Origin of the sequence: Anatilimnocola aquadivae, from assembly GCF_049819085.1 — a bacterium.
In the GTDB taxonomy this organism is placed as follows: domain Bacteria; phylum Planctomycetota; class Planctomycetia; order Pirellulales; family Pirellulaceae; genus Anatilimnocola.
Window position 1 is genome coordinate 6,549,208 of record NZ_CP187419.1, and the last position, 24,212, is coordinate 6,573,419.

Here is a 24,212-nt window from a genome sequence, read left to right on the forward strand (position 1 = left end):
AGAGCGTGGTTAGGATGAATTCAGTCGCAGCCGAACTGCGGTTGTCCAAGGCTCATTCGATTTTAGGATGCAGGTGATGTTATGGTTCGCAGTGAAGTAGTGACGCCTGAAGCCACGGACGCAACAAAAGTCGCTCCGGTTCGCGATTTGAATTTTGTGCTGAACCAGATTCAGCTTGATGCCCAATCTCAGCCCGCAGAATACCTGCGTGCGACGGAAGTTCCTCACGGTGGCGAGTAAGCCAGCGATCTTCGAACGCTTGATCGGGCTCGAAACGGAATACGCGCTCGCCATTTCTCCGACGGCCTCGGCCTATACCGAGAGCTTTGAGCCGGGCGGTAAGTACCGCGCCTATCGTCGCCTGGTTGCTGCCGTGCGCGAACGCGTGCCCACAGTCGAAGCCCGGCACATGAAAGAAGGCGTGTTTCACGCCGCCGGTGGCGCCATTTGGTTCGAGACCGAGTGCCCAGCAGCAGGTGGCGGCTTAATCGAAGGGGCGACTCCCGAATGTCGCAGTCCACGGCAACTCTTAGCCTGGCAACGCGCGCAGGATGAACTGCTGTCGCAATCGGCCGCCGAAGCCTTTGGCGAAGAAGTGCGCCTGCTGAAGAACGATCGCGATGCACACGGAAACGTCTATGGCGCGCAAGAGAACTACGAAGTCGACTTAGCTAATGGTTTCCACTTGTTTGCCTGGCGCACTTGCCTGGTGCTGGCTCTGCCACTCGCTGCCTTCACCTGGTTGTTGCTGTGGTTGCTGATTGGCGTCGGCCGCGTTTATACCCTCACCGCACTGATCGGCTACTTGATCGTCGCGCGTTGGCTCAAGGAACCGAAGAAACTTGCGCGCGTGCTCTTCGGCTGCGAGCTTGAACAAATCGAACAGGCAGTTCCCACCGGACCTCGCTGGCTCGAAGCCACGCTTTCCGTCGTCACGCGTGTCTTGATCTTCCCGATCGCACTCGTGCTCTATGTTCCGCTCGAGATGTTTGCCTTTCGCAAGCTACGCCGACAACTAACGCCGTTTCTCATCACTCGCCCGGTCTTTGCCGGTGCGGGGATGATCGACAACGACGGCAATTTTCATCTGGCCGACAAAGCACCCGCGATGAATTGCTTGACCGGTTATGGCGGCATGCTCGCCGATCGGCCGGTCTTCAGCTTTGGCCATTTTTTTAAGACCGCGTATGCCGATGCCTGGCTCGATCCGCTCGAATACGCGCAGTTGTTTCAGCAGCGACAACGGCTGCAAATCTCCATCGGCGACTCCAACCGCGCAGATGTCGCCGAATACCTGCGCATTGGCACCACGCTGCTGGTAATCGACGCGATTGAAGCCGGCTGTTTGCCACCGGTCGCCCGTGTTCGCCGCCCACTACAGGTGCTGCGAGCCATTTGCGCCGATCCGACACTCAAGTATCAGATTCCGCTCGGTGGCAAGCAAAGTTGCACGGCTATTGAACTGCAACGCTCGTATTGGGAAGCATGCCGCGAGTTTGTCGATCGTCACGAAAACCCACCGGCCGAAGCTCGGCAAATTCTCAGGCTCTGGGAAGACACGCTCGATGGCCTCGAAGTCGATCCACAAGATCTGGTCGGCACTCTGGACTGGGTCACCAAGAAGTTCTTGCTCGACAAAGCGGGCCCCGACGCTGCCTGGGAAGTAAAGAAGAAAATCGATCTTCGCTACTCGGAGCTTTCCGGCGAAGGTTACTTCGAACGCTTGCGCAGTACGGGCATTACCGAACATCTGCTCGAGCCCGCCGAAATCGACTATGCCCTGCGTAATCCACCGACAGGCACGCCCGCTTCGGTGCGAGGCCGTTACATCCGCGAGTTCAGCGGCGGCGACGAATCGATCGCTGTGAACTGGCAGCGGATCTATCTCGGCCAGGGACGTAAAGAGCGGCAGATTGACCTCTCGCGTTACCGCCCGCTAACTCCGCCTCCCTCGCGTAGCCCGAATAAACGCTCTCGCCGGAAAGAGAACGGCGGTTAACGCATCGTCGGGAATAATCTGGCCTGTGGGAGCATCTACTTCTACACACAGAGATTTTCTGAGCAAACCACCGAACCTTTCTTTCGGCCCATCGTCTCTTCTCTCAGACAATCAAGCACACCAGAAGTGAGAGGAATTCGTCCGATGTCGGTCATATGTGTCAATTCGCCTGAACAAGAATGCCAACCAGTGATTTGCGTGACGCCGATTGGCGAACGAGTGAATCCTGTGTTTGGTAAATGTTCACGCTGTTGACACCCGGTCGCTCACGACCGCAGCCGCTTCCTTGAAGCCCGGTGTCACCAGACACCGGGCTTTTTTCGTGCGCAGATTGAACTTGGGTCGGTAGCTGAGACGGTGTAGCGCCTGGCTGAAGACCAGGAGACGAGGATTCGAGCGCCCCCCGACCCACTGGCGATGAGGCAAGAGACAGCGAGCGAGGGAAGCAGGTTTTCCTCGCGCCCCTTCTCTCGCCTCTCGTCCCTTTCCCCCAGGCCCGTTCGTTTAGTGGTACAGGATGCCGCTTTTTCAAAGCGGTGAGATGGGTTCGATTCCCATACGGGCTATTTGTGTTTTCCTGAGCCGGAAGCGTAAGCGTCTGGCGCATCATGGTAGTCGCGGGCTGGTTGGCCTGACTTCGGCTGATAACCGAAGCCGCTGAGTTCGATTCTCAGGATTACCACTGGTTGTTCGCACGCTGAAAGGGTTTCGTCATGCACTTTGCCACGCACTCCAAACGCAGCCGACTCGGTGAGATTTCAGGGTCGTGGTGTAACGGCAGCATGACGGACTTTTACTCCGTCCGGTGTGGGTTCGAATCCCTCCGGCCCTATCGCAGCGAATAGTTTTCGTAACCAACGGGCGCGTAGCTCAGCGGTAAGAGCAGTGTCCTTATAAGACAAAGGGGAAGGGTTCAACTCCCTTCGCGCCCATGAGGTGATGGTCATCCGAACGCAGCAAATTCAATAGCGGGATTAAGGTGTTAGCGGCAGCATACTCGGCTCTTAACCGAGTTGGTGAGGGTTCAAGTCCCTCTAGTCCCACTCAACCAGCGCCCATGATGTAACGGCAACCTACTGCCTTGCCATGGCGGAAATGCGGGTTCAATTCCCGCTGGGCGCTCTCATGTTGTACAAGCTTTCAGCCTGTGCGCTTTGGAAAGACATGTATTGCGGTGTTTCCGTGTTGGTACGGTCGGGCGGCTGTTAACCGCTCCTTCGCAGGTTCGATTCCTGTCGCCGCAGCTTCGGTTTGATTGCAATCCTTCGGGGGTCGGCTAACGGTAGGCTGCCTGGCTTTGAACCAGGTGACGAAGGTTCGATTCCTTCCCCCCGAGCTGAATAGACGTTTTGGTCCTGTGGCCCAGCGGCGACGGCAGCGCTCTTACAAAGCGACGATCGGTGGTTCGAGTCCACCCAGGACTACTTGGCGGTTTGACTATGTTGGTTGCTCGATCCAGCGCGTCATCAAGTGACGATCGTGCTGAATGAATCCCAGGCGGCGATAGAGCCCCTGGGCGCCGAGGTTTTTCTGTTCAACTTCCAAGCGAAGCGAAAGCACCTTGTTTCGCTGACACTCCAGGTAGATCGCATCCATCAAGGTCGTGCCCCAGCCTTGGCCGCGGTAAGCAGGCTGGACAAAGATCTCATCCAACAGCGCGAAGCGGCCGCCAAACTCCAGGCTGTATCCGTAGGTTGTCACGGCGTAAGCGGCCAACTCTTGCTCGACGCAACCCACGATCACAAAACCGAGTTGCTCCGACTGCAGCAGCGCCTGCAATGCTGCGTGACAACGCTCGGCGTGAAACTGCAGGCTTTCTTCTCGATAAAGATGCTCGACGAATTCGATCAGCTTTTGTGCGTCATCAAGCGTGGCGCGACGAACGATTCTCGTCATCTCAGTCCAATCCGAAGAGGAGGGTAGCGGAGTCGCTTCCCAACGCTAAGGAGTGACTTCACCGCCAGCACGCGTAGCAAGCGCTTGCCAGATGATAAGCGAGATCGTGTCGGCGACAAAGTGCGTGCTGCCGTCGCAATGGACGGTGCTAACGCCACCAAGATGGTTGCTGCGGGCTGCCATCAGGGCTTTCTGCTGAGTGGCATTGAGGCAATCGAAAGCAGCCGAGTTTGGTTGGTAGGCGTGGTTGTAGAGCGTATTGCCGTAGTTGCCGAGGATCCACTTGCCGCCCCGCTCATGATTCCAACTGCCGCTGCCTGATGCCCCGCAGGTCAAAGAATCGGGCGTGACCGAGGCTGCAATCTCACGCATTGCCAGTTGCTCTTCGCCCATGACTGTTGCCGGCACTTGAGTTCCTCGCCCGAGCGTTCGTTCGCTAAAGGCGACGGTTTGAGACGTACCATCCGTAACATCCTTCAGGGCCGTCACTGAACCCAGATAAAACACGCCATCGCCGGTGGCAAGTGTCCCCGCGTCGATTCCGCTACCCGCACAGGCTGCGTAACTCGTAGTACCAAACACAGAGCCTGCTATGCGGCCCTTCGAGCCATCCGCCGGACAAAGCAAGAGAGCAATGCGACTTTCGGCAGCCTGCTGATTGGGTGTGCCGTCGTAGACGGTCGCTGGCGGCACGGTAAAGGTTGCCGGCGGGGCGTTCAGGTTGACGAGGTTTTGCAGGTTCGTTTGCTCGACGTACGAAAGCAAAAAGGCGTGCGGAGAGAACACGAGCGGAGTCGGCGTCCCGCGGCCTGGCGGCAACTTACCAATTGCGTCGTGATGGTGATGCATGGCCAAGCCAAGTTGCCGTAACTGACTAGCGCAGGCAATTCTGGCTGCCGCCGCTCGTGCCGATTGAACGGCCGGGAGCAACAACGCCACCAGCAGTCCAATGATGGCGATCACCACCAGCAATTCGACGAGCGTGAATGCGCGCAGGCGTGAGGCAGACATCTTACTTCTTCTCAGCAACAATTCGCCAAACCACATTCCCCGGTTCATCACAAACGAGCAAGCTGCCATCGCTGGCGACAGCTACGCCCACAGGCCGACCATACACTTCATCCTCGTTGGCGATAAATCCTGTGAGAAAATCCTCTGGCGGACCAACCGCTTCGCCCTTCTCAAAGGGAACGAAGGCGACGCGATAGCCAACAAATTTCGAACGATTCCACGAACCTCGCTGGCCAATGAATGCGCCGCCTTGATACTTCCCGGGGAAAGCTTTACCGGCATAGAAAGCCAGTCCCAATGAGGCCGTGTGAGAACCCAGATTCACATCCGGCACGATCGACTTCTTGACGAGATCGGGACGTTCCCCTTTGCGGCGAGGATCTTCGTGTTGACCGAAGTAGCTGTAGGGCCAGCCGTAAAAGCCGCCCTCGCGCACGCTGGTGATGTAGTCGGGCACAAGCTCATCGCCCAACTCGTCGCGCTCATTCACCGCAGTCCATAGTTTGCCGGAGTCAGGCTGCCAGGCCATGCCGACGGGGTTGCGCAGGCCTGCGGCAAATACGCGGAGGTTGGTACCGTCCAGATTGACCTCCAGGATGTTGGCTCGTAGCAGTTCCTCGGCAGTCCCATGTTCTCCAACATTACTGGCAGAACCGACCGACACGAAGAGTTTGGTACCATCGCGGTTGGCAACAACATTACGCGTCCAATGGTTGTTGTAGCCACCTGCGGGCAAATCGAGAATCTTCATCCCTTTCTCGCTCATGCGAGTCTGACCTTGTTTGTAGGGATAGACCCACAGACCGTCGGTACAGGCGACAAACAACTGATCTTTCACGAGGGCCATACCGAAGGGCTGATTCAGATCCTGCAGAAATGTCTCGCTCACTTCGGGCTTGCCATCGCCGTCGGCATCTCGCAGTAGCGTGATCTTGTTGGGTGAGTCCCCAGTGACTGTTTTGGATTTCTTCATCCCCTCGGCTTGCTTCTTTTCCTTGCTGGACTTTTCTTCTTCGTCTTTGTCCTTGTCGGTCGGTTTGGGAAGCGTGCGGGATTGAGCGATCAGCACGTCGCCGTTGGGCAGTACATAGACCCAGCGTGGATTCTCCAGATCGCGAGTGAATGCCTGTACGCGAAATCCAGCGGGAGCCTGTGGCATTTTGTCTTTCGGCCAGCCAACAACCTTGGGGTGTTTGATGGTCGACTCGGTGGCGAATGGTTTGGGCAGGGCGGACTTGGCCGCAGGGGGTGCGCTTTGCTGCGCGACGGCGAAAGTCGCTAAAGCGGTAACCAATAAAAGTGCCAGCGTGTGAAGTATCCGTGCCATGTCTGCCTCGACTGAAATTGAAGGGAAGTCCTGGCGTGCGTAGCAAATTCTGGTCCAGAGGCTCTGTGTGCCCCGGGCATACGCTTTGCTCGTTGGTTCGACGCGTAACATTGCCCCAACAATCCGTTCTTTACGAGAGACCTGCTCTGCCAGCGATCAATTCGTCCGCTGGTCAACCAGTTACGAGGTGCATTCATGGCTCTGCGCAACACCGACAAGCTTCTCATAGGAATCGGGGCAGCATTTGGGTTTTACAAACTGGGCCAAATGCTGGTTCGTCACTCTCGGCGCTTTGAGTTTCGCAATCGCGTAGCGATTGTCACCGGTGGCTCTCGTGGGCTGGGACTGGTTCTGGCGAGAAAGCTAGTCGACGCTGGCGTGCGTGTGTTAGTCTGCGCGCGCACCGCTAGCGATGTCGCCGAGGCAGCGCAGGGTTTGCGCGAGCGAGGTGGAGATATCTTGGGAATGGTCTGTGACGTGCGCGACGAGAAGCAGGTTCAGGCGATGGTGGATACGGCAGTGGCACGGTGGGGAAAGGTCGACCTGTTGTTCAATGTCGCTGGCATCATGCAAGTCGGGCCGATTGATTCCATGACCGTCGCCGATTTTCGCGAAGCCATGGAAGTAAATTGCTGGGGTGCACTCAACACCACGCTGGCGGTCTTGCCCATCATGCGGCGGACGCAGTGGGGTCGCATCGTGAATGTCGCTTCGATTGGCGGCAAACGAGCAATTCCGCACATGATTCCGTACGACACCAGCAAGTTCGCGATGGTGGGACTCTCGACCGGACTGCGTACCGAATTGGCCAAGGACGGAATTCTCGTCACCACGGCCTGCCCCAGTTTGATGCGGACAGGCAGTCCGCGAAACGCGACGTTTAAGGGTCAGCATCGCCAGGAATATGCCTGGTTCAGCATCGGCGGTTCGTTGCCGATCGTCGCTATCACCGCCGAGAATGCGGCCACGCAAATCTTGCGGGCTTGTCAGAATGGCGACGGCGAAACCTACATCTCCAACTTCTTCAGCCCGCCGATCTGGGCATCGGAACTGGCTCCCACGCTGACCAACGAGATCCTGGCGATCATCAATCGTTGGTTACCGGGCATGGGCGGCATTGGCCAGCAAGCGGCCTATGGCTATGAGAGCGAATCGGAAATGTCACCGTCGCTTCTGACACGCCTCGGTGATGCTGCCGCCGAACGAAACAACGAACTGCGGCCGCGACCAATTTCTCAACGTAATCACACGAATGGCCGTCACCATTTGCAGTAAAAACTTTCATTAAATGCTTGACTAAACAAGGCCCAAACGAGCAATTCTGCTTGCTTGACTCTGCCTAGCGCGTCCCCCATGATGGGTCTGGGGCTTATCTCTTCTGCTGCTATCACTGCCGCTCGGAATAGCTGCCGATGTTCCCGCTCGGGAACACTGTCAGGTTGCTTGCCGAAGCTACAGCACTAAGGCGACGCGATGGAACATGTTCTTGCCGCGGCATCTGACCGCCGAACGCCGGTTTCGAACGAAGCAGTTTCGAATGGCAAACCGCTCTCGGGTCATCAACTGGTAGACGCCATTCGCCGCGCCGTGGCCGAAGTGGTGATCGGCCAGGACCAAGTCGTCGAGCGCATCCTGATCACGCTCTTTACGGGTGGTCACCTGCTGTTGCAGGGCGTGCCGGGTCTCGCCAAGACACTGCTGGTGAATGCCGTCGCCCGAGCCATCAATCTGGAATTCGGCCGCGTGCAATTTACAGTCGACCTACTGCCGTCCGACATTCTCGGCGCGGAAGTGCTGGATCCCAAGACAAGCACGTTCCACATTCGCCGCGGACCGGTCTTTACCAATCTGCTGCTGGCGGACGAAATCAATCGAGCAGCCCCCAAGGTGCAATCGGCTCTGCTCGAAGCCATGCAAGAGCGCCGCGTGACCATCGGTAGCGATACCTTTCCGCTCCCATTGCCATTCCTGGTGATTGCCACACAAAACCCGGTCGAGCAACAAGGGACATTCGAGTTGCCCGAAGCGCAACTCGATCGCTTCATGCTGTGTCATCGGCTGGAGTATCCGCCGCACGACGACGAAGTGCGTATTCTTGAGCAGAGCCTCAGCTTAGGGCTTTCTCGCGACGATCGCGGCGCTGTGCCTCAATCAGCCTTCGACAAAATCGCCGACGAACCGGTAGCTTCGCTCGAAGCACTGGTCCAAGCGATGGAGCAGGTGCAGAAGATCTATGTGAGCCCGGTCTTCACTGAACACTGTGTCGAGTTGGTACGCAAAACGCGTAAGCACAAGTATGTCGAACTGGGAGCCAGCCCACGGGCGGGCATTGCCCTGGTCACTGCCTCACGTGCCAGAGCGCTCATTCACGGCCGCGATCATGTGGTGCCGGAAGACCTGTTTGCCTTGGCCGAAGACGTGCTTTTACACCGGATGCGACTTACCTACGAAGCGCTGGCTGAGGGTGTTACCGGGCGCGATGTGCTGCGGGAAATCGTGGCGGCCATCGGATGAAACCACTCGCACCTTCGCCGGAAACACTCGATCGACAGCTAGAAATCGCCGTCTGCCGTCTGGCCGACGACCTCCGTTTTGGTCAGGACGCCTCGCCCTATGCAGGCTCGGGAATCGAGTACCGCCAGTCGCGGGTGTTCGTCGATGGCGACTCGGTGCGCGATATCGACTGGCGTGTCACAGCGCGTACGGGGCGCTTTCACGTGAAGGAATATGAAGCGCTGAAGAGTATGCCGGCCTATCTGGTCGTCGATACTTCGGCTTCGATGGTGGCTTCTTCTATTCCACTGAGCAAACACAAATTGGCGGCTCTCCTCGCCGGTGGTCTCGCCCTGGCCGCGATGCGCAGACTTAGCCCCGTGGGACTCATTGCCGCAGGTTCCCGGCAACTCCACAGCGAACCCACGCTGATGCGCGGCCGAGTCTTTCAGTGGTTGCATGCCTTGCGAAAGGCGGGCGTGCAGGAATCGACGATGCTCGCCCAGCGGCTCGATCAATTGGAAGAGTTGGCTCCCTCGCGCACGCTGATCATCGTTCTCAGCGACCTGCACGACCCGGGGGCGGTACCCGCGATCAAGCGACTTGCTCAGCGACACGACATGCTCGTACTGCAACTGCAAGATCCAGCCGAGCGGGGCAATTTGCGCGGTGGAATGTTCCACGCCATTGAAGCCGAGACAGGGCATCCGTTTGTCGCCCACGGTCGTAGTCGTTGGTTCGATCATCCCCAGCAGCAGGCGAGCAAGCCGCTCACTGCCGCAGCCATCGATCACCTACTATTAGCCACCGATCGTCCGTTTGTTCCGGCATTGCGGCGTTTACTTTCCGATCGTGGTGGATTGGTGCGCAATACCCGATGAAACTCCCCTTGCTCATCGCCGGACTGCTGTTTGCTGTGTTTCACGGCACTGCAGTCGTTCGCGCAGCGGAGACCGATGCGAAAGCCGCAGCGGTCGAAACGAAGATTGGCATCGAAGGGGTCTACTTCTTGCGCGACGAGCGAGCAGGGATCGCACCCGCTGCCGCGAACGACAAGAGTCCGCTGATTCTGCGAATCGCCAGTGTTGTGCGCGACAAAGACGCTTACCTGTACGAGATTCACTTCATCGGCACGCGCGCGGGTGCTCATGATTTGCGCGAGTATCTCGTTCGCAGTGATGGCGAACCACTGGGCGAGGGAGTGCCGCTGCGGGTGGTTGTCCATTCGGTACTGCCGAAATCGCACGATGGTGACCTCGAAGGTATTGCCACTCCGCAAAACCTATGGGCCTGGCCTTATCGCACCACGTTGCAAGTTGCGCTCATCGCCTGGGGCGTCATCACGGGAGTGATCTTGTTGCGAAGATGCCTGCAGCCTCGCCCAGCACCATCAACCTCGCCGTTCGTCGCTCCAACGCTCGCCGATCAACTGCAGCCTTTGGTGAACGCAGCACTGGCGGGAAAGATTACCGTCAACGAACAAGCCCAGCTCGAAATGCTGCTGCTGGCCCATTGGCGCGAGAAGCTACAATTGCAAAGCGTTGACGCCGATGTTGCCGTACGCCGAATGTGGCAAGACGAAACAGCAGGCAAGTTGCTGCGTGAAGTCGAGACCTGGCTGCACACCCGCCCGGGTACTCGCCAAGTGGATGTCGCGACACTTCTCGCACCCTATCGCAACACAGCGGCGATCACGCTTCCTCGCCAACCTGCGGAGGTTGCCGCCCGATGATCCCCACCGCCTTTGCCAATCCCTGGTGGCTGACTGCCCTGGTACTACCCGCGGCGCTGGCGCTTTCCGAATGGTTCCGTCGGCGACATGCCCTGGTAGTACCGTTCGATCATAGCGGGGCACGATCCGGTGTGTGGTTAGGGCGTTTGCTGCGTACTGCGGCTTTGCTGCCTTCACTTCTGCTTGCGATCGCGATTGTGTTACTCGCGCGGCCCATTCGCCCGGATCTGCCGACCGAGGAGCGAGTGTTGACGAACATCGAATTCGTCATCGACGTTTCGGGCAGCATGATGTCGGAGTTTGGCAATGGCACGCGTTTCGAAGGTTCGCTGTCAGCCATTGAAGCCTTTACAAATCATCGCCAAGGGGATGCCTTTGGGCTGACCATTTTCGGCAACGAAGTGCTGCATTGGACTCCTCTCACAAAAGATCTAGCAGCGATTCGCACTGCGGCACCCTTTGTTCGTCCCGGCAACATGCCGGCGCAATTCAACGGCACCGAGATCGGCAAAGCACTGCGAGCTTCGCTCAAGCAAGTTCGCTTGCGTGGCCAAAGCGATGGCCTGATGGTCCTCGTTTCCGATGGCGAAAGTGCCGACCTCTACGACAACGAAGCTCGCCGTGTGGGAACCGAACTGGCAACGGCGGGCATCGTGCTGTATGCGATTCACGTCGGCGACGATGAAGTGCCCACTGATTTATACGAGCTCACGGGACCAAGTCGGGGGCAAGTCTTCGCGGCCCAAAACCCAGGAGCGCTGCCGGCCATCTTTGCGCACATCGATCGCTTACAACCGGTACGCATGCGCCCCGTCGCTGCTCATCCGGTAGATACCTGTTCGCTCCCTGCCTTGATTGGCCTTGCACTCACGGGGCTGTTCGTTGGTAGCTCGTTCCTGCTGAGGTACACACCATGGTAAGCCTGCTCGCAGCAGCGGCGATCATGGTCGCCGTCGGTCTGTCCGAATGGTTGCACGCTGCCCGCGTACGTCGCGTGGCTTACTTGGCCTTTGGTCCAGCCGGAACTGCCCGCGCGTGGACCAAAGGCGTACCGCTGCTGCGCGTGGTTGCCAGCGGAGCAATCACCTGGGGACTCATGACGCTGGTGGGAATCGGCGCAAGTCCGCTGGAAGATCTCACCAGCCGCAATCCCAAGTCGCTGCACCATCTGGTGATCGCGCTTGATGTTTCACCCAGCATGGGCTTGGTCGATGCTGGTCCCAAAGAGAATCAAACTCGCGGCGATCGGGCTCGCGAAGTGATTCGTAGCGTACTCGATCGCCTCGATCCTCAGCGCACGAGAGTCAGCATCGTCGCCTTTTATAGCACCGCCATGCCAGTGGTGATCGATACGTTCGATCCCGAAGTGACCGCCAACGTACTCAACGACCTGCCACTCGAACATGCCTTTCAAAATGGCAAGACCGATATATACAGCGGCGTGCGGGAAGCAGCCAAACTCAGCAAAGATTGGCGCGAGCGAAGTGCCACTCTGCTGGTCGTCAGCGATGGCGATACCTTGCCCAGCCAGGAGCAGCCGACGCTGCCGCGGGCCTATGCCAGTGTGGTTGTGCTCGGAGTCGGAAGTCCCCAGCGAGGCACATTCATCGATGGTCACAGCTCGCGGCAAGATGCTCAATCGCTCGAGCGGCTGGCTCTGCGCCTCGGCGGTCAGTATCACAATGCCAACGCCAAACACTTGCAGACGGGCGCGATTCTCGCCGCCGTGGCTGCAGTCCCTCCGGAAGAGGCCGCCGGCCTCGATCGGCGGTGGTTGGCGGTCGTGGCAACGGCCGCTGGTTCGCTGATTTTGGCGCTGTTGCCGTTGTTACTTGCACTGGCTGGCACGGGCCACCGTCCCCGGTCGGCGCACGAATTGAATTCAGCCTATTACCTCGCTGGGCAGCGCGCCAATCATGAACCTCGTCGTAAACTTCTCGAATCAGGAACCTGAACATGCCCGTGAAGTTTCTCTACGTCTGGCTGTTGCTTCCCGCAGTGGCGCTCGCCGTACATTACGGACCTGGGCAAAAATGGCTCGAGCGCGATGATGCTGCCGCACTGGTCCGAGCCGCGAACCACCACAGCGATCAAGCCGACTGGGAGCAAGCGGCTGCCACCTACGCAGCGGCGCTGCTCCAGTTGCCGGAAGAGGCAATCGCCGACCGCCAGTCGTTGCAGGTTTCACTGGGGCGGGCATTGGTGAAAGGTGGCAGCATCATTGAAGGGCAAGAGTTGCTGGAAAAGACTCTCAGCGAATTGTCGACCAGCGGTGAAGAATCAACGGCTCTGGCCCAAGCGGCTCGCTACGAACTGGCAACCAGCAGTTACGACGCGGCTTGGATCATGCGACTCGAAGGTGCCACGACCGATGAGTGGCTTCCCGAAGCCGAAATTGCCCGGCAGAACTTTCGGCTCCTCGCCGAGTCGGCTTCATCTGACGAAGCAAGTACCTACGAGCGGAGCTTGGAAGCTACGATTCGCCTCGAACAAATGGACCTGAGCGAGTTGCTCGCCAAGCCTTTGCCCAAGAATTGCCCCAATTGCAAAGGAGGCCTTTGCCAGCGAAAGCGCAAGCAGACTGCCAGCCGGTGCCAATCGGAGGGGAAGAAACAGGGTAAGGGTGAAGAGAAGAAAGATGCTCGCCAAGAGATTAAAAAAACGAACAGCGCTGGGCTCTATTCGGGTGGTAACGACGGTTCGTAGTGAATAAGCAACGAGCAAGTAGGCAGGTCCCAACCAGGACGAGAGAGACATCATGTTGAAGGTCATTCTGTCGGGATTTTTGGTCGTCGCAGCAGCCCAGTGCAGTTTGGTCGAAATGGCGAGTGCGCAATTTGTGCACGATCCGTTTGGCGAACCTGGCATGTACGCGGAAGAACCATCGCCCCGCCAAGGCCAGCTTGCGATCGACGACGATCCCGATCTCGAAGCGATCTTGAATGACGAGAGCAAGGAACTCACCGCAGAGCAACAGGCAGTCATCGCGGCCTTTATCGGCGGCCAACCCCTGGCTCGTCAACCCGAACGCATCTTGAAAGCCCTCGCCGAGAAGCAAAAGAATCCTGCCAAGCTCACGGCCACGCCTCCCGCAGAGACCAACTCCAATGAGCCCCAGATAAATGAACGGCCCGTAGCGCCCTCGCGGCCTCAAGTTCGTGGTGGCCGCAAACCAAGTACAGGCTTATTCACTCCACCCCGTGGACCAGGTGACCCCTTTGGTGAAGAACCGCAAACGGAAGGCGAAGAAGCTCTGATTTCTCCCCTGGCTACCCGCATCCTGACGGGGGATTGGGCGGAAATCAAAGAGTTCCTGGCCAAGCTGCCGAAGGAGACGGCCCCCGGTGTTTACGATGGCTTGCTGACGATGCTGATGCAAGACGCCACCGGCATGGTTCTGCCGCAGGAGATTCTTCGTCTGTCCGAAGCCGCACCCGGCGAATTGAGCGAGCGAAATCTGGCCCAACTTGGTCAACTCGTGCGTCGCTCGTTGCAACAAGCCGAGAAGCCCACGAATCTGCTAACAGCGCTCAATGCCGGGACCGATCAACTCGGCGGCACCGATGCCGCGCGGCGCGTGGCCGCCGCCAAGTTGCTGCTGGCGGCCGGTCTCGTCGAAGAAGCGACTCCGTTCTTGCCCTCACTGCGCGAAGCACAAGCGGCCAAAGATGCGGCGGTCGTCAATCTGCACGCGCGGCACAAATGGCTGCTGCACCGCAAGAAGCAGGAAGCGGCCGAATTGCTCCGCGCGTGGGAACTGACCCAAGCGGTTCTCAGCAATCCAGAGGCAAAAGAACTGCATCCTGTGTGCATCAAGCGCACACTCAAGATGTCGCCGCGAGTCCCCCGCGATGTGGCAGGAGAGTGGTTTCGCCGGGTATTCAAGGACGATCCGGCAACTGGCATCGAACTGCTGAAAGAAGTCTCGCGCGAGGTCGCTGAGTCGTTTCGTACTAGCAACGACGAACTTCGAGGGAACGCCCTGTTCGTGCAACAACTGGCAGGAACGGAATTGCTTGTCGCCCGTGGCTTGGAACTCGGCGACTGGTCCGTCGCGCTCGAAGTCCTCACCCGTGGTTGGCTCAACGAAGCCCAAAAGACAGCGGGTGGGCCGCTGCGAAAGTTGCAGGTCGAAGACGATGAGCGAGTCGAACCGCTGCAACCCGCGGCGGTATTGCGCTCGGCGCCTGGACCCGCCTGGCTGAATGCGATCGGCGATGATACGGCCGATCACATTCGCCACCTTACTGGCTTGCTCGCCGCGCGAGCCGGCCAAGGGGATGTGACCATGGCACTCATTTACGACCTGACCCAGCGCGATCCGGAATTAGCCCGCGCATTGGCGGAGGCGCTGTTGACTGCGGTCACTGGCGGTAGCGAACAGAATCGCGCAGAGATGGAGGAGTTCGGAATGTCACTTCGCCATTATCCGCCGCAACAGCGGGCCTATCTTCGTCGCCAGCTGATGCAACAACGTGGCCGCAGTGGTGCCCCGGTCACGCGCGCGGGCCAGCTTCGCAATCTGGCTCGCATGAGCGAATTGCTTGCCGCCTTCGAACGGGCGCGAGTCCCCGCGCTCGGCGAACAAGTACGCGTACAGGCGTTTGCCAGTTGCCATTCGCCGGCCGAGGTCTATCGCGCGGAAGATATCGAGCAGATGTTCGGTTCGCTCGAAGAACTGCCTGCCGAGATTGCTGTCCCCCTTGCCGAATCGATGCGCACCGGTCTCGCGCAAAGTTGGCGCGATCCGCAGGCCCAGCAACAGCAGTCGACCAAGCGGACTCCCGAAGAGCAGGCTGCGGAAATTGTCCGCGGCTATGCCCTCACCATCGAGTTGCTACATCATGCAGCGGCGCGTGCGCCCGATCGCGTCGATCTGCTGCTGCTCATTGGCAACACGCATTTCCATCTAGCCGAGTTCCAATATGGTCAACAAGTCGACTTGAAAACGTACACGCGCGAGCGCGATGCCGCCTTTAAGGCCTATGCCAAAGCGGCCGAAATGTATGCGAAGAATCTGCCGAACCTACCCACCGAGAAGCAGTCGATCGATGTGTTCCGTCAGTGGTTTCAAGCGGCCCTCGGCACCAGCGATCTGACGTACCTCACGCGCCAGGACGAGCCCGATGCCTCCCAGGTGCAAAAGATCAGCCAGGCCATCACCGATCTGAAATTGGCCGGCGATCATCACCGCCAGCTATTTGCCGCCACCGTGCAGGGCTCGCTCGAGCAGATTCCCGCGACGCTCAAACCGCACTTCGTCCGCCAAGCACTGGTCGTGATCGGCAATCATCCCGCGGCCAAAGAACTCAAGGAGCGGCTGGCCGCGTACGACGATCTGCTCAAAGAAGTCGAGTTGCGGCTCACACTCGACGGCAGCGACAGCGTGGGTCACGGTCGTCCGTTCGGCGCATATATTTCGCTAGCCGGAACTCGCGCGGTACTGCGCGAGAACGATGCCTTTCCGGCGCTACTCTATGTGCAAGTCGGGCGCATGTCGCAGCAAGTCGATACGGCGAATAATCCTCGCGAGCGACTCGAGCAAGAGATTCGCGAAAAGCTCGGCCAGGCATTCCTTGTCGAAGCACTCGTCTTTCATCCACCGCAGACTCGTCCCCGGTCGTTCGGCCGCGAAGGCTGGCAAGAGTTGCCTCTTGCTTATGTTGTGCTGCGCGCCAAAGACGAAGCCGTGGATCGTTTGCCGTCGCTGCAATTCGATATGGAATTCTCGGATGGCGAAGGACAGGTTCGGCTACCAATCCAGTCGCAGGTGGTGCTGCTCGATGCTCGGGCCAAGTCACCGCCGCCGCGACCGGCGCGCGAGGTGAAGATTCGTGAACTGCTGGATGATCGCGGACTCGATAAAGGGAACGTGCTGCTGGAGATTGTGGCCACGGCTTACGGCTTGGTGCCGGAACTCGATCAACTCGTGAAGGAACCGGGCAAGTTCCGCGGCTTTGATGTGAAGCAAACCACCGAACAGTCGCTGAGCATCACTTCGGTCGAAGCGAGCGAAAAGCTCGCTGCCCAGACCGAGCGCCGCTGGCTGATCGAATTAACTCCGCAGGCGGAGACGCCGCCGTCCGAATTCCAGTTTGCAGTGCCGGCGAGCGACAAGTATGCGGTGACGTATCAGCGCTATGACGATGCCGATATTAGCGAGACCAAGGCTACCACGCCGCTTCGATGGCCAGTCATCCATACCGCCAGCCGTTGGCTTTGGCCGTTACTCGGCGTGATTGCAGTAGCCGTTGCTTTAGGTGCGATTGTGGTTTGGCTGCGTCGCCAAAGTGGCGTGCATTTCATCACGCAAGCGTACGTCCGGCCAGAAAAACTCACTCCCTTCTCGCTGCTGGGCCTGCTGCGCCGAATCGCGGCCGACACTTCGCTTCGCTTCACCGCAGCCGAGCAACAATCGCTGCGTGACACCATCGCCCAGTTGGAGTCGCAGTATTTTCGCCGGGGAGAGGCCACTTCGGCCACGGAGCTCGATCCCATCGCTACGCAGTGGCTCAGCCGCGTTGCCCGGACGGCGTAAGCGGCCCGCACCGCAATTCTCGCTCTCTTTTTTCGCGCCAGCGTGAACCTCTCGCGCGCCGTGGTGACTATTCAAGCAGGCAGGAACACTGCCGATGCACACGTCCTCATGGAGCAGCCCGGAGTGCTCGCCACCCTGTCACGGTGGAGGCCGCGGGTTCAAATCCCGCTGGGGACGCTGAAACATGGCGCGGTACGCAAAGAGGCAAAGCGACGAAGCTTAGAACTTCGTGATCGATTGTGGGTTCGATTCCCACCCGTGCTATCCGCGAGGTGAGAGGTGAGGGACGAGAGCCGCGGAATGCATTGATCTCGGCTCGCGTCCCTTGCCTCCCGTCTCTCCGCATCGGCCCGTTCGTTTACCGGCAGGATTCCGGGTTCTCAGTCCGGAGAAATGGGTTCGATTCCCATACGGGTCACTCGTACAAAAACAACACGGCCAAGTGGTGAAATGGCAAACACGCGGTGCTCAAACCACCGAGCCCTCGGGCAGTGAGAGTTCGAGTCTCTCCTTGGCTACTTTCGACGATCATTTTCCAACATTGCGGATGGGCGAGTGCCCACCGGAGCCTCATAAGCTCTGACTGCCGGGCGCGACTCCCGGATCCGCGACTTGCAGGCCATGCGATTGCTTGCGATCCGCTTGCCTGCTTTTTTAGCTCGATGGTGAAAAGGACATCATCCTTCGCTTCGAACGAAGGGTTCCGGGTTCGAGTCCTGGTCGGGCTGCTCTCGTTGGAATGCAGCGATCTCGCATGGTGCCGGTAGTGTAGCGGACTCTGCACACCTGGCTGTGACCCAGGAAGTATGGGTTCGACTCCCATCCAGCACCCTTTTTGTCAACTCATAAACCGCTGCTTCCCGGGCTGCCACTGAGAATCTGCGAATAAGCTCGCAATCGCCCGCAGGGATATTTCGATTCGCTCTTGCCGACTGCCACTCACCATGCGCCAAGGGACCGGCTGATTGGCGAGGGCTGTTTCGAACCAGCGGTGCATCTCGTGGCGAATGTCTTCGCCGTCGCGCAGGCCGTCTTGAACGAAGGGGATCTCGTCGCCAGTGAGGAGATACAAATCGCACTTGCCGGCCGCAGCGATCGCCTCAACGGTGGAACTGCGTGAAGCCATGTACCGGCGGTGCCAGAACGTGGTGGCGAAGGCGTTGGTATCGCAAATGAGAATGCGATTCGCTTGCTTCGCCTGTTCGTTTTCGCGGCGGGATTGCTCGCGGGCAATGTCGACGAACTCGCTCGTCTGCCAGGTAGTCTCGCCGCGAGCGTGCTTCATTGCGGAGTACTCGCGGCCATACTCGGCCACCCAGCAAGTTTGCAATGTGGCGGCAAGGTCTTCCGCAAGCGTGGTCGTGCCGGTCGATTCCGCGCCAAGCACGCAAACGCGTTTGGAGAACCAGCCTCGAACGGGCGGCGCCAGAAACTGCCACTGGGCATACGGATCGCGACGAATCATCGTGCCGGAGCATGGTACGCGAGCGCGAGCCTTGTCGACTTGCACATGAGCACAGTTCATGTGCCGCGCATAGGCATCGCCATAATCTTCGGAAGTGAACACTACCTCCGGCGCGTGACCCAGCCAGCGAATGGTGTTCTCGGCCCACACGCGCGAGTCGTGTTCGTCGTACCGGTCATCAATCACCATGACGTCGGCGGTAGGATGAACCTCGCGCAGCCAATCGCCGCGCAAGTCACCGGGAATGGTATCGCTGGGCTTAGCACACACGATGACATGCACGCGCGCGGAAGTTGCAAATGCGGTCTCAATGAGAAAGTGATGGCCGCGATGCGGCGGATAGAACTTGCCGATGACAACGGCCGTTTGATACTTCATACGACCGCCCCTCGCGGCACAGTCTTTCGCAGACTGGTTCGCCATTCGAATAGGCCGACGATGCACATCACCAGGAAGATGCCGTACAACGCCGCCGTCAGTGGCAAGTTGCGGCTGAGATACAGCGGCACGTAGATGATGTCGGCGATGATCCAGAAGTACCAGTTTTCGATTCGCTTGCGGCACAGCAAGTACTGCGCAGCTAGGCTGATCGCCGTGGTGAGCGCATCCCAAAACGGCGCAGCACCGCTGGCCCAGAGCAGAATCTGCTGCATCAGCAGCGTGCCTGCGGCAATGAACACCAACGTGCCCACCCATTCCCAGGCCCGCATGTTGGTCGGCTGCAATGGTTCTGAATCGGGACCGCGCCGCAGCCAATTCCACCAGCCATATAGTCCGAGGCCAAAGTACACGACCTGCAGTCCCATGTCGGCATACAGGCGACTCTGCCAGAAGAGCACCAAGAAGACCGCATTGTTGGCCAGCCCAATCGGCCAGTTCCACACGTGCTGCCGCACCACCAGCCAAACGCAAATACCCCCGGTGATGAAACCGAAGACTTCGTCGTAGCGCAGCCAACCAACGAGCGCCAAAACCAGCAGGCCGATCGCCGCGAGCACCATCACAGCCCACTCGGGCCAACGGATACGCGGGTGCAGAGAAGATGCTTCGCTGGTCATAGCTCACAAGGTGACACGTTTCACGGCGAATTAGTTCGCTGAGTGTTTGTAAGCATTAGCTTCCGTGACCGCCAGACGACAATCATGACCACGATTCCGCCAACGAAGCCAACCAGATAGCTGGCCGAATGAGCCCACAGGTCCGCGAGGAAGGCCTCGTGCCGATCTGCGGGAACTCGTTCGGCGATCTCGCCGACCAGGAAGACGGCTCCTGCGCGAGCCAACAGCCAGCCGATGATGCCCGCAGTAAGGGCACACACGGCCATGACTATCATCAGCGTGGCCATCGGTCGCAGCAGCGACGCGAGCGATCGCTTGGGCCGCGAACCGGCTCTCGCGACGATGGCGAGAGGAATGCCAAGTCCCAGGCCGACCCACCAAGTTGCAATCACGCCCCAACCGAAACCAAGCAGCGTGGGATCTTCCGTGCCAAATATCGGCGGATGTCCGATGGTGAAATATTCGACGCAAACGCGCGCTGTGACTTGGTCATGCACAATGCCATACGCTATCGCTGCCGCCACACAGGTCAACACAATTCCCAGCGACTGCATCGATGCCTCAGCCGTTCAGCAGGAACATGATCAAAATCATGCTGACCAGCACGATACCCAAACCGCCCCAGGCGTAACACCACCAGACGCGTTTCATGCCGCGAACCTCGCCGTTCGACTCACGAATCAGGCGATGCGCTTTGGCAGCGAGATAGACCGAGTAAAACGAACCGGCACCCATGACCCAGATGATGGAAAATATCACGCCGCGATTCAGCAGCCGATTGACATATCGCTGCTGCGACTCCAGCCAATCGAGTTCCTCCGCCGAAATCTCCCGCGTCGCTACTTGCGCCTCGGCAGTAGGGGATGCATATGGGTTTTCGATCATCGTGTCGCACCTTCGCTTGTGTTGACCAGATGCGATTGTCTGCCTTCAATGTTGCCTCTGTCAAACTGAAAGTGAAGATACAGTGTGCGTTATCTTTGACACCTCTCGAAAAATGAAAATGAAGCCTACTCGGGGGTCGCAGAATTCAGCGGTCTGAAGCGTTTCACGGCGACTCCGCTCCCAAAAAAGACCTCTGCCCGTACAAGCAGCAACTTGCGAAACTGCGGACCAGCATCTTCGCTCTGGGGCGAGGGTGAATGGCGGGTGACGAGGGCTCCCTGTTTCTTATCGTATCGCCAATCGGTGCGACTGATGTCGATGACGGCCGTCTCATCGGGTGCGAGGCTTAGCAGAGGACCGTTCAATAACTCTCCATCGTCCAGGCTGGAAGTCATCACCGTCAAATTCACGGCACTTAGATTCGCTTTCACGACTGGCCGAAAAGCGAGTTGGCTCAGTCTTTCGGACTTGCCAGGGGTGGAAAGCTCCAATTTCAGTTCCACAGGTTGGAGGTTGTAGGCCATGAGTTTCGAAAACTGTGCATAATGCCTAGCATCTTTATTCAGCAGCAAAGCCACTGCTTGCGATTGGAGAGGCGTGTAGCCCCACCGTGCGTCAACGCAATTTGTCCAAGCAGAGTGATCGTTCGATTCGGAGAGGGCCCGCCAGTCTGACTCAGGAATCCAGACTTCTTTCAGGCTAAGTACCACCTTTCCATTGCGCCAACGTTGCATCTCCTCTAACAAATCGCTTATTCGGGCATGCACGTGTTCGTATTGCGTCACAATCAGGCTGCTCTGATCGGCAGCAAGTTCGATCGAAACGTCCTTGGCATCGAAATCGACCCAGCTTTGAGGTTCGATCGTTTGGGTGATGAATTCAACAAGAGCTTCGCCGTCGAACTTCGAATCCTGCTTCTTCAATTGCACCACACCACTGGCCAGTAGCGACGCTTGAACGGGCGGAATTTCCGCTTGAGAGTTGAGCATCAACAGCGATGGAGCAAGCTGCGAGACGTCGTAGACCTTGGTAACAATGTCGGGCTGAATGCCACTGTCCCGCGGAACTTGTATTCCAGGAATATCCGGAAACAATGCTCCCGTCTTGTCACTCTTCTTTGCGTTCGGTTCTACCAAGGGCTCGTCGATTTGCTGCACTCGGACGAGGATCCAGAGCGGCTCGCCATTTTCAGCGTTGTCACTTACTGAATCCACGCCGCCGATGACGAGCGTTTGTCCCGGTGTCAGTTCCGCGCGGGTTTGCACACGACTGATGGCCACTTCGGGGATTTGCACATTGCCGAGCGGCAGTTTAGCCACATCTACTTTGCGGACCTCACTCTGGGCGAGAGCAAAGTCGAGTTTGATTTTTCCCGATTTGAGTCCGGTGGAGCGGAGTCGCAGTTTCCAGCCTTCGGTGACGGTGCGAATCAAGGGTTGCACCGACTTGTCGGGCAAGCCCTTGAGGCCAACCACAAAGGGTCGCATCGTTCCCGATTCCACGCGGCAAGATTGGCCGTTGATCGTAGTGACTTTGGGTGCCGAGAGGATTTGCGTCCGCTTATCGCTTTGAGCTTTCCCGAGCAGCGCCTTCACCTGGGCATCTTCGACAATCGTTGAGATCGCCGGCGGACGACGTTGAATTATCGATTCAGCGTGACTGCGATCGTCGGGTGAATCCAGCCAGGCGTCGAAGTTTGCATCTTTATCCTCGGTGTCGGGAGCGATGGTTTCCCATTTCGTCGCGAACACCGTTTGCAGATCGTCAGCGGCGCGGAGGATGCGAATTTCCATGGAGTACTGCTGAAAGCCCGTTTCGCGATAGATGGCAATTTGCTCGGCCAGCGCTTTGTGCCCCGTCGCAGTGGTGCGTACGACCAGTCGGCCATTGTGCCAGCCAAACTGCTTTTCATTTCCAGCTTCACCGCCATTCGGCAAGGCCACGCGCAGTAGATCAATCAAGGCTACTTGCGCAGCAGGCTGGTTATCGACAACTTCGTTTTCGAGTTTGGCCAGCAAGTCGATGATTTCATAGGTTGCGACAATCGCCTCTTCGCCTTCTTTGGTCGAGGTGGCTGCCTCGCCAAAGCCTGCCGTGAGGCTGATCGAGTCGACGTTAAGCGAGTCAGCAAAGCCTGTGGCTGCTGGTTTTTCTTTCGCTCGCACCAGCAGGGCTGCGCCGGGCAGTGTGACGGCGGCGAGAGCGATGAGAATCGCCCAGCACCACCAGGGAGTGCGACGGTGACATCCTTGTCCCAATTGCATGATTCTCTCCAAGCGTTGTCTCGTGACATCGACCGGGCGAACGCCGGGAAATGTAGGCACGGGATGAAGTTGTTGTTTCAGTTCGAGCACGCTCAACAAGCTGCGGGCATAGGCCGCTGGGTTGCAGCCGACCGTGGCGATGACTTCTTCGTCGCAACTACGTTCGGTCTCGCGGGTCAGCCATTGGTTGGCCCAGCGAACCAGCGGATGGAACCACCACAGGCAATTCACGAGCATTTGCAACAGGGCGATCCATAGATCGCCGCGACGAATGTGCACCAACTCGTGCGCTAACAGCAGTTCCAGATCGCTGGCCTGTTGGTTGGCGACAATCGCTTGCGGAAGCACAATCGTCGGTCGCCACAGGCCGACCACGGCCGGGCCGACGGCGCTCGACGTGATGAGCAAACGCACCGGCCGACGCACGTTAAGTCGAGTCTTGAGTTCGGACAGATGCTGAGTCAGTTCTGGAGAAGCAGCCGTTTGCAGAATCTGAATGTCACGCCAACACTTGCGCCAGCGAAATGCGACGAGCAGTCCATAGAGCAGCAACCCGCTGAACCAGCTTGCCGAAAGGACGATTGCCAGTGAGGGGAAGAACGATTGAGTACGCGCGGGGGACTCGGCGACAACAGCGAACGGCGATTCGGTAGTATCGAGATTCGCGGCCGCTTCTTGCGAGCTTAACTGCACGACGACGGCATCGGGATCTTGCAAGCGATCAGCACGCGGAAGAGTTGACTGCGGTGAATCGTGCGAAGCTTGAATGATCGAAGCAGGCTGCAGCCAGCAGAAGACGCCGCTCGGACTGCTCCAGACAGGCGGCGTGACACACTTGAAGATGACGAGCAACCAGAGCACGCTGGCCAGATGCGGCCGCGACTTGCCGAAGAGCCACACGAGCACGCTCACGAGGACGATCAGCAGCGTGACTTGCCAACACTGCGTCCAAGCTATTTGCAAAAACTTGCTTAACCATGCATCCATTGCCGCTCTCCTTGGCAATCGGCCGACTATTTGCCTTCGTGATCCATCCCGTCGATCAACTTGCGCAGCTCGGTCAAGTCGTCCGGGGTCAGCCCCCGTTCTTCAATCAGGTGCCGCATCAGCGGCAAGGCTTCGCCGCCAAACAGGCGGTCGATCAAGTCGTCGATCGTACGGCCGATGACTTTGCGAGGCTGAACCTTGGGCGAATAGACGCGCGTCCGGGCCACCAACTTGCCCGAGATATAGCCCTTGGTTTCCAAGCGGCGCAGGTAGGTTTGCACCGTGGCGAAGTCGATCTTCCGGTCCTCCGGAAACGCTTCGTGCACCTCACGGACGGTCGCCTGCCCCAGTTCCCAGAGAACTCGGGCGACTTCCATCTCCCCCTTCGACAATTCCGGCCGATCCGTCATCCGCAGACTCCTTCAAGTACAACTGTACGCGGATTGTACGTACATCTGTACTTGGGTCAAGGACAGTTTTGTAGTGGGGCAGCCTCAATCCAGAACTCAGTATCTCAGTGCAATCCACTCGAACTACCTCTAACCGCACAAAGAACC

At 58.4% G+C, this 24,212-nt stretch carries 18 protein-coding genes and 15 tRNA genes; 24 read left to right on the forward strand and 9 right to left on the reverse strand.

The window, feature by feature from the left end; all coding sequences use genetic code 11:
- Nucleotides 1–178: 178 nt before the first annotated feature.
- The 10 genes from NA78x_RS25750 to NA78x_RS25795 all read left to right on the forward strand — a co-directional run bounded on the left by NA78x_RS25750 (nucleotide 179) and on the right by NA78x_RS25795 (nucleotide 3,423).
- Complete coding sequence (locus tag NA78x_RS25750; protein ID WP_425615253.1) at nucleotides 179–1,999, forward strand: proteasome accessory factor PafA2 family protein; 1,821 nt, start codon at nucleotides 179–181, stop codon at nucleotides 1,997–1,999.
- Nucleotides 2,000–2,338: 339 nt separating this feature from the next.
- Nucleotides 2,339–2,410 (forward strand) — tRNA-Phe (locus NA78x_RS25755).
- Nucleotides 2,411–2,492: 82 nt separating this feature from the next.
- Nucleotides 2,493–2,565, forward strand: a tRNA-Glu gene (locus tag NA78x_RS25760).
- A 194-nt stretch (nucleotides 2,566–2,759) separates the two neighbouring features.
- Nucleotides 2,760–2,831, forward strand: a tRNA-Lys gene (locus NA78x_RS25765).
- 27 nt (nucleotides 2,832–2,858) lie between these two features.
- Nucleotides 2,859–2,931 (forward strand) — tRNA-Ile (locus tag NA78x_RS25770).
- 38 nt (nucleotides 2,932–2,969) lie between these two features.
- Nucleotides 2,970–3,042 (forward strand) — tRNA-Lys (locus NA78x_RS25775).
- 8 nt (nucleotides 3,043–3,050) lie between these two features.
- A tRNA-Gly gene (locus tag NA78x_RS25780) sits at nucleotides 3,051–3,121 on the forward strand.
- A 48-nt stretch (nucleotides 3,122–3,169) separates the two neighbouring features.
- A tRNA-Asn gene (locus NA78x_RS25785) sits at nucleotides 3,170–3,243 on the forward strand.
- Between the two features lie 21 nt (nucleotides 3,244–3,264).
- Nucleotides 3,265–3,335, forward strand: a tRNA-Gln gene (locus NA78x_RS25790).
- 15 nt (nucleotides 3,336–3,350) lie between these two features.
- Nucleotides 3,351–3,423, forward strand: a tRNA-Val gene (locus NA78x_RS25795).
- Between the two features lie 13 nt (nucleotides 3,424–3,436).
- On the opposite strand, the gene NA78x_RS25800 is transcribed toward NA78x_RS25795, so the two are convergent.
- The 3 genes from NA78x_RS25800 to NA78x_RS25810 are packed head-to-tail and all read right to left on the reverse strand — an operon-like array spanning nucleotide 3,437 to nucleotide 6,233.
- Nucleotides 3,437–3,895 carry a GNAT family N-acetyltransferase gene (locus NA78x_RS25800; protein WP_425615254.1) on the reverse strand — a complete coding sequence of 153 codons (459 nt, stop codon included), beginning with the start codon at nucleotides 3,893–3,895 and terminating at the stop codon, nucleotides 3,437–3,439.
- A gap of 45 nt (nucleotides 3,896–3,940) precedes the next feature.
- Nucleotides 3,941–4,906: a DUF1559 domain-containing protein gene (locus NA78x_RS25805; protein WP_425615255.1), complete on the reverse strand. Its 966-nt coding sequence runs from the start codon at nucleotides 4,904–4,906 to the stop codon at nucleotides 3,941–3,943.
- 1 nt (nucleotide 4,907) lies between these two features.
- Nucleotides 4,908–6,233, reverse strand: coding sequence for a PQQ-dependent sugar dehydrogenase (locus NA78x_RS25810; RefSeq protein WP_425615256.1), 1,326 nt, complete (start codon nucleotides 6,231–6,233; stop codon nucleotides 4,908–4,910).
- Between the two features lie 195 nt (nucleotides 6,234–6,428).
- Here NA78x_RS25810 and NA78x_RS25815 point away from each other — a divergent pair, with 195 nt between their 5' ends.
- From NA78x_RS25815 to NA78x_RS25880, 14 genes are all read left to right on the forward strand, one after another.
- The gene (locus NA78x_RS25815; protein WP_425615257.1) at nucleotides 6,429–7,508 is read left to right on the forward strand and encodes an SDR family NAD(P)-dependent oxidoreductase; all 1,080 of its coding nucleotides are present in this window, start codon (nucleotides 6,429–6,431) and stop codon (nucleotides 7,506–7,508) included.
- Nucleotides 7,509–7,706: 198 nt separating this feature from the next.
- The gene (locus NA78x_RS25820) at nucleotides 7,707–8,747 is read left to right on the forward strand and encodes an AAA family ATPase (protein ID WP_425615258.1); all 1,041 of its coding nucleotides are present in this window, start codon (nucleotides 7,707–7,709) and stop codon (nucleotides 8,745–8,747) included.
- On the forward strand, nucleotides 8,744–9,607 hold the full coding sequence (locus NA78x_RS25825) for a DUF58 domain-containing protein (RefSeq protein WP_425615259.1): 864 nt from the start codon (nucleotides 8,744–8,746) through the stop codon (nucleotides 9,605–9,607). Before NA78x_RS25820 ends, NA78x_RS25825 begins: the two co-directional genes overlap by 4 nt.
- Nucleotides 9,604–10,458, forward strand: a complete 855-nt coding sequence (locus NA78x_RS25830) for a hypothetical protein (protein ID WP_425615260.1) — start codon at nucleotides 9,604–9,606, stop codon at nucleotides 10,456–10,458. Before NA78x_RS25825 ends, NA78x_RS25830 begins: the two co-directional genes overlap by 4 nt.
- The gene (locus NA78x_RS25835; RefSeq protein ID WP_425615261.1) at nucleotides 10,455–11,378 is read left to right on the forward strand and encodes a vWA domain-containing protein; all 924 of its coding nucleotides are present in this window, start codon (nucleotides 10,455–10,457) and stop codon (nucleotides 11,376–11,378) included. The genes NA78x_RS25830 and NA78x_RS25835 overlap by 4 nt, the downstream gene beginning before the upstream one ends.
- The gene (locus NA78x_RS25840; protein ID WP_425615262.1) at nucleotides 11,372–12,412 is read left to right on the forward strand and encodes a vWA domain-containing protein; all 1,041 of its coding nucleotides are present in this window, start codon (nucleotides 11,372–11,374) and stop codon (nucleotides 12,410–12,412) included. Before NA78x_RS25835 ends, NA78x_RS25840 begins: the two co-directional genes overlap by 7 nt.
- A 2-nt stretch (nucleotides 12,413–12,414) precedes the next feature.
- Nucleotides 12,415–13,164, forward strand: a complete 750-nt coding sequence (locus NA78x_RS25845) for a hypothetical protein (protein WP_425615263.1) — start codon at nucleotides 12,415–12,417, stop codon at nucleotides 13,162–13,164.
- Between the two features lie 52 nt (nucleotides 13,165–13,216).
- On the forward strand, nucleotides 13,217–16,996 hold the full coding sequence (locus NA78x_RS25850) for a hypothetical protein (protein WP_425615264.1): 3,780 nt from the start codon (nucleotides 13,217–13,219) through the stop codon (nucleotides 16,994–16,996).
- Nucleotides 16,997–17,098: 102 nt separating this feature from the next.
- A tRNA-Asp gene (locus NA78x_RS25855) sits at nucleotides 17,099–17,173 on the forward strand.
- Between the two features lie 9 nt (nucleotides 17,174–17,182).
- Nucleotides 17,183–17,260, forward strand: a tRNA-Leu gene (locus NA78x_RS25860).
- Between the two features lie 83 nt (nucleotides 17,261–17,343).
- Nucleotides 17,344–17,414 (forward strand) — tRNA-Glu (locus NA78x_RS25865).
- Nucleotides 17,415–17,432: 18 nt separating this feature from the next.
- Nucleotides 17,433–17,514 (forward strand) — tRNA-Leu (locus NA78x_RS25870).
- 138 nt (nucleotides 17,515–17,652) lie between these two features.
- Nucleotides 17,653–17,724: transfer RNA gene (locus NA78x_RS25875), tRNA-Arg, on the forward strand.
- Between the two features lie 28 nt (nucleotides 17,725–17,752).
- A tRNA-His gene (locus tag NA78x_RS25880) sits at nucleotides 17,753–17,828 on the forward strand.
- Nucleotides 17,829–17,834: 6 nt separating this feature from the next.
- On the opposite strand, the gene NA78x_RS25885 is transcribed toward NA78x_RS25880, so the two are convergent.
- The 6 genes from NA78x_RS25885 to NA78x_RS25910 form a co-directional block, all read right to left on the reverse strand.
- Nucleotides 17,835–18,839: an AAA family ATPase gene (locus NA78x_RS25885; protein ID WP_425615265.1), complete on the reverse strand. Its 1,005-nt coding sequence runs from the start codon at nucleotides 18,837–18,839 to the stop codon at nucleotides 17,835–17,837.
- On the reverse strand, nucleotides 18,836–19,519 hold the full coding sequence (gene pnuC, locus NA78x_RS25890) for a nicotinamide riboside transporter PnuC (protein ID WP_425615266.1): 684 nt from the start codon (nucleotides 19,517–19,519) through the stop codon (nucleotides 18,836–18,838). Before pnuC ends, NA78x_RS25885 begins: the two co-directional genes overlap by 4 nt.
- A gap of 20 nt (nucleotides 19,520–19,539) precedes the next feature.
- Nucleotides 19,540–20,073, reverse strand: coding sequence for a hypothetical protein (locus NA78x_RS25895; RefSeq protein ID WP_425615267.1), 534 nt, complete (start codon nucleotides 20,071–20,073; stop codon nucleotides 19,540–19,542).
- Nucleotides 20,074–20,080: 7 nt separating this feature from the next.
- Nucleotides 20,081–20,404, reverse strand: coding sequence for a hypothetical protein (locus NA78x_RS25900; protein ID WP_425615268.1), 324 nt, complete (start codon nucleotides 20,402–20,404; stop codon nucleotides 20,081–20,083).
- 125 nt (nucleotides 20,405–20,529) lie between these two features.
- Nucleotides 20,530–23,655 carry a M56 family metallopeptidase gene (locus NA78x_RS25905; protein ID WP_425615269.1) on the reverse strand — a complete coding sequence of 1,042 codons (3,126 nt, stop codon included), beginning with the start codon at nucleotides 23,653–23,655 and terminating at the stop codon, nucleotides 20,530–20,532.
- 26 nt (nucleotides 23,656–23,681) lie between these two features.
- A complete protein-coding gene (locus tag NA78x_RS25910) occupies nucleotides 23,682–24,065 on the reverse strand; it encodes a BlaI/MecI/CopY family transcriptional regulator (RefSeq protein ID WP_425615270.1) in 384 nt (127 codons plus the stop codon).
- Between the last annotated feature and the right edge of the window lie 147 nt (nucleotides 24,066–24,212).

What these genes read in the sequence shown, in the direction of transcription:
- NA78x_RS25750 (WP_425615253.1), top strand. Translation starts at nt 179, where the DNA reads ATGCCCAATCTCAGCCCGCAGAATACCTGCGTGCGACGGAAGTTCCTC.
- NA78x_RS25895 (WP_425615267.1), bottom strand. Translation starts at nt 20,073, where the DNA reads ATGCAGTCGCTGGGAATTGTGTTGACCTGTGTGGCGGCAGCGATAGCG.
- NA78x_RS25840 (WP_425615262.1), top strand. Translation starts at nt 11,372, where the DNA reads ATGGTAAGCCTGCTCGCAGCAGCGGCGATCATGGTCGCCGTCGGTCTG.
- NA78x_RS25850 (WP_425615264.1), top strand. Translation starts at nt 13,217, where the DNA reads ATGTTGAAGGTCATTCTGTCGGGATTTTTGGTCGTCGCAGCAGCCCAG.
- NA78x_RS25815 (WP_425615257.1), top strand. Translation starts at nt 6,429, where the DNA reads ATGGCTCTGCGCAACACCGACAAGCTTCTCATAGGAATCGGGGCAGCA.
- NA78x_RS25825 (WP_425615259.1), top strand. Translation starts at nt 8,744, where the DNA reads ATGAAACCACTCGCACCTTCGCCGGAAACACTCGATCGACAGCTAGAA.
- NA78x_RS25900 (WP_425615268.1), bottom strand. Translation starts at nt 20,404, where the DNA reads ATGATCGAAAACCCATATGCATCCCCTACTGCCGAGGCGCAAGTAGCG.
- NA78x_RS25885 (WP_425615265.1), bottom strand. Translation starts at nt 18,839, where the DNA reads ATGAAGTATCAAACGGCCGTTGTCATCGGCAAGTTCTATCCGCCGCAT.
- NA78x_RS25810 (WP_425615256.1), bottom strand. Translation starts at nt 6,233, where the DNA reads ATGGCACGGATACTTCACACGCTGGCACTTTTATTGGTTACCGCTTTA.
- NA78x_RS25905 (WP_425615269.1), bottom strand. Translation starts at nt 23,655, where the DNA reads ATGGATGCATGGTTAAGCAAGTTTTTGCAAATAGCTTGGACGCAGTGT.
- NA78x_RS25820 (WP_425615258.1), top strand. Translation starts at nt 7,707, where the DNA reads ATGGAACATGTTCTTGCCGCGGCATCTGACCGCCGAACGCCGGTTTCG.
- NA78x_RS25845 (WP_425615263.1), top strand. Translation starts at nt 12,415, where the DNA reads ATGCCCGTGAAGTTTCTCTACGTCTGGCTGTTGCTTCCCGCAGTGGCG.
- NA78x_RS25805 (WP_425615255.1), bottom strand. Translation starts at nt 4,906, where the DNA reads ATGTCTGCCTCACGCCTGCGCGCATTCACGCTCGTCGAATTGCTGGTG.
- NA78x_RS25830 (WP_425615260.1), top strand. Translation starts at nt 9,604, where the DNA reads ATGAAACTCCCCTTGCTCATCGCCGGACTGCTGTTTGCTGTGTTTCAC.
- pnuC (WP_425615266.1), bottom strand. Translation starts at nt 19,519, where the DNA reads ATGACCAGCGAAGCATCTTCTCTGCACCCGCGTATCCGTTGGCCCGAG.
- NA78x_RS25835 (WP_425615261.1), top strand. Translation starts at nt 10,455, where the DNA reads ATGATCCCCACCGCCTTTGCCAATCCCTGGTGGCTGACTGCCCTGGTA.
- NA78x_RS25800 (WP_425615254.1), bottom strand. Translation starts at nt 3,895, where the DNA reads ATGACGAGAATCGTTCGTCGCGCCACGCTTGATGACGCACAAAAGCTG.
- NA78x_RS25910 (WP_425615270.1), bottom strand. Translation starts at nt 24,065, where the DNA reads ATGACGGATCGGCCGGAATTGTCGAAGGGGGAGATGGAAGTCGCCCGA.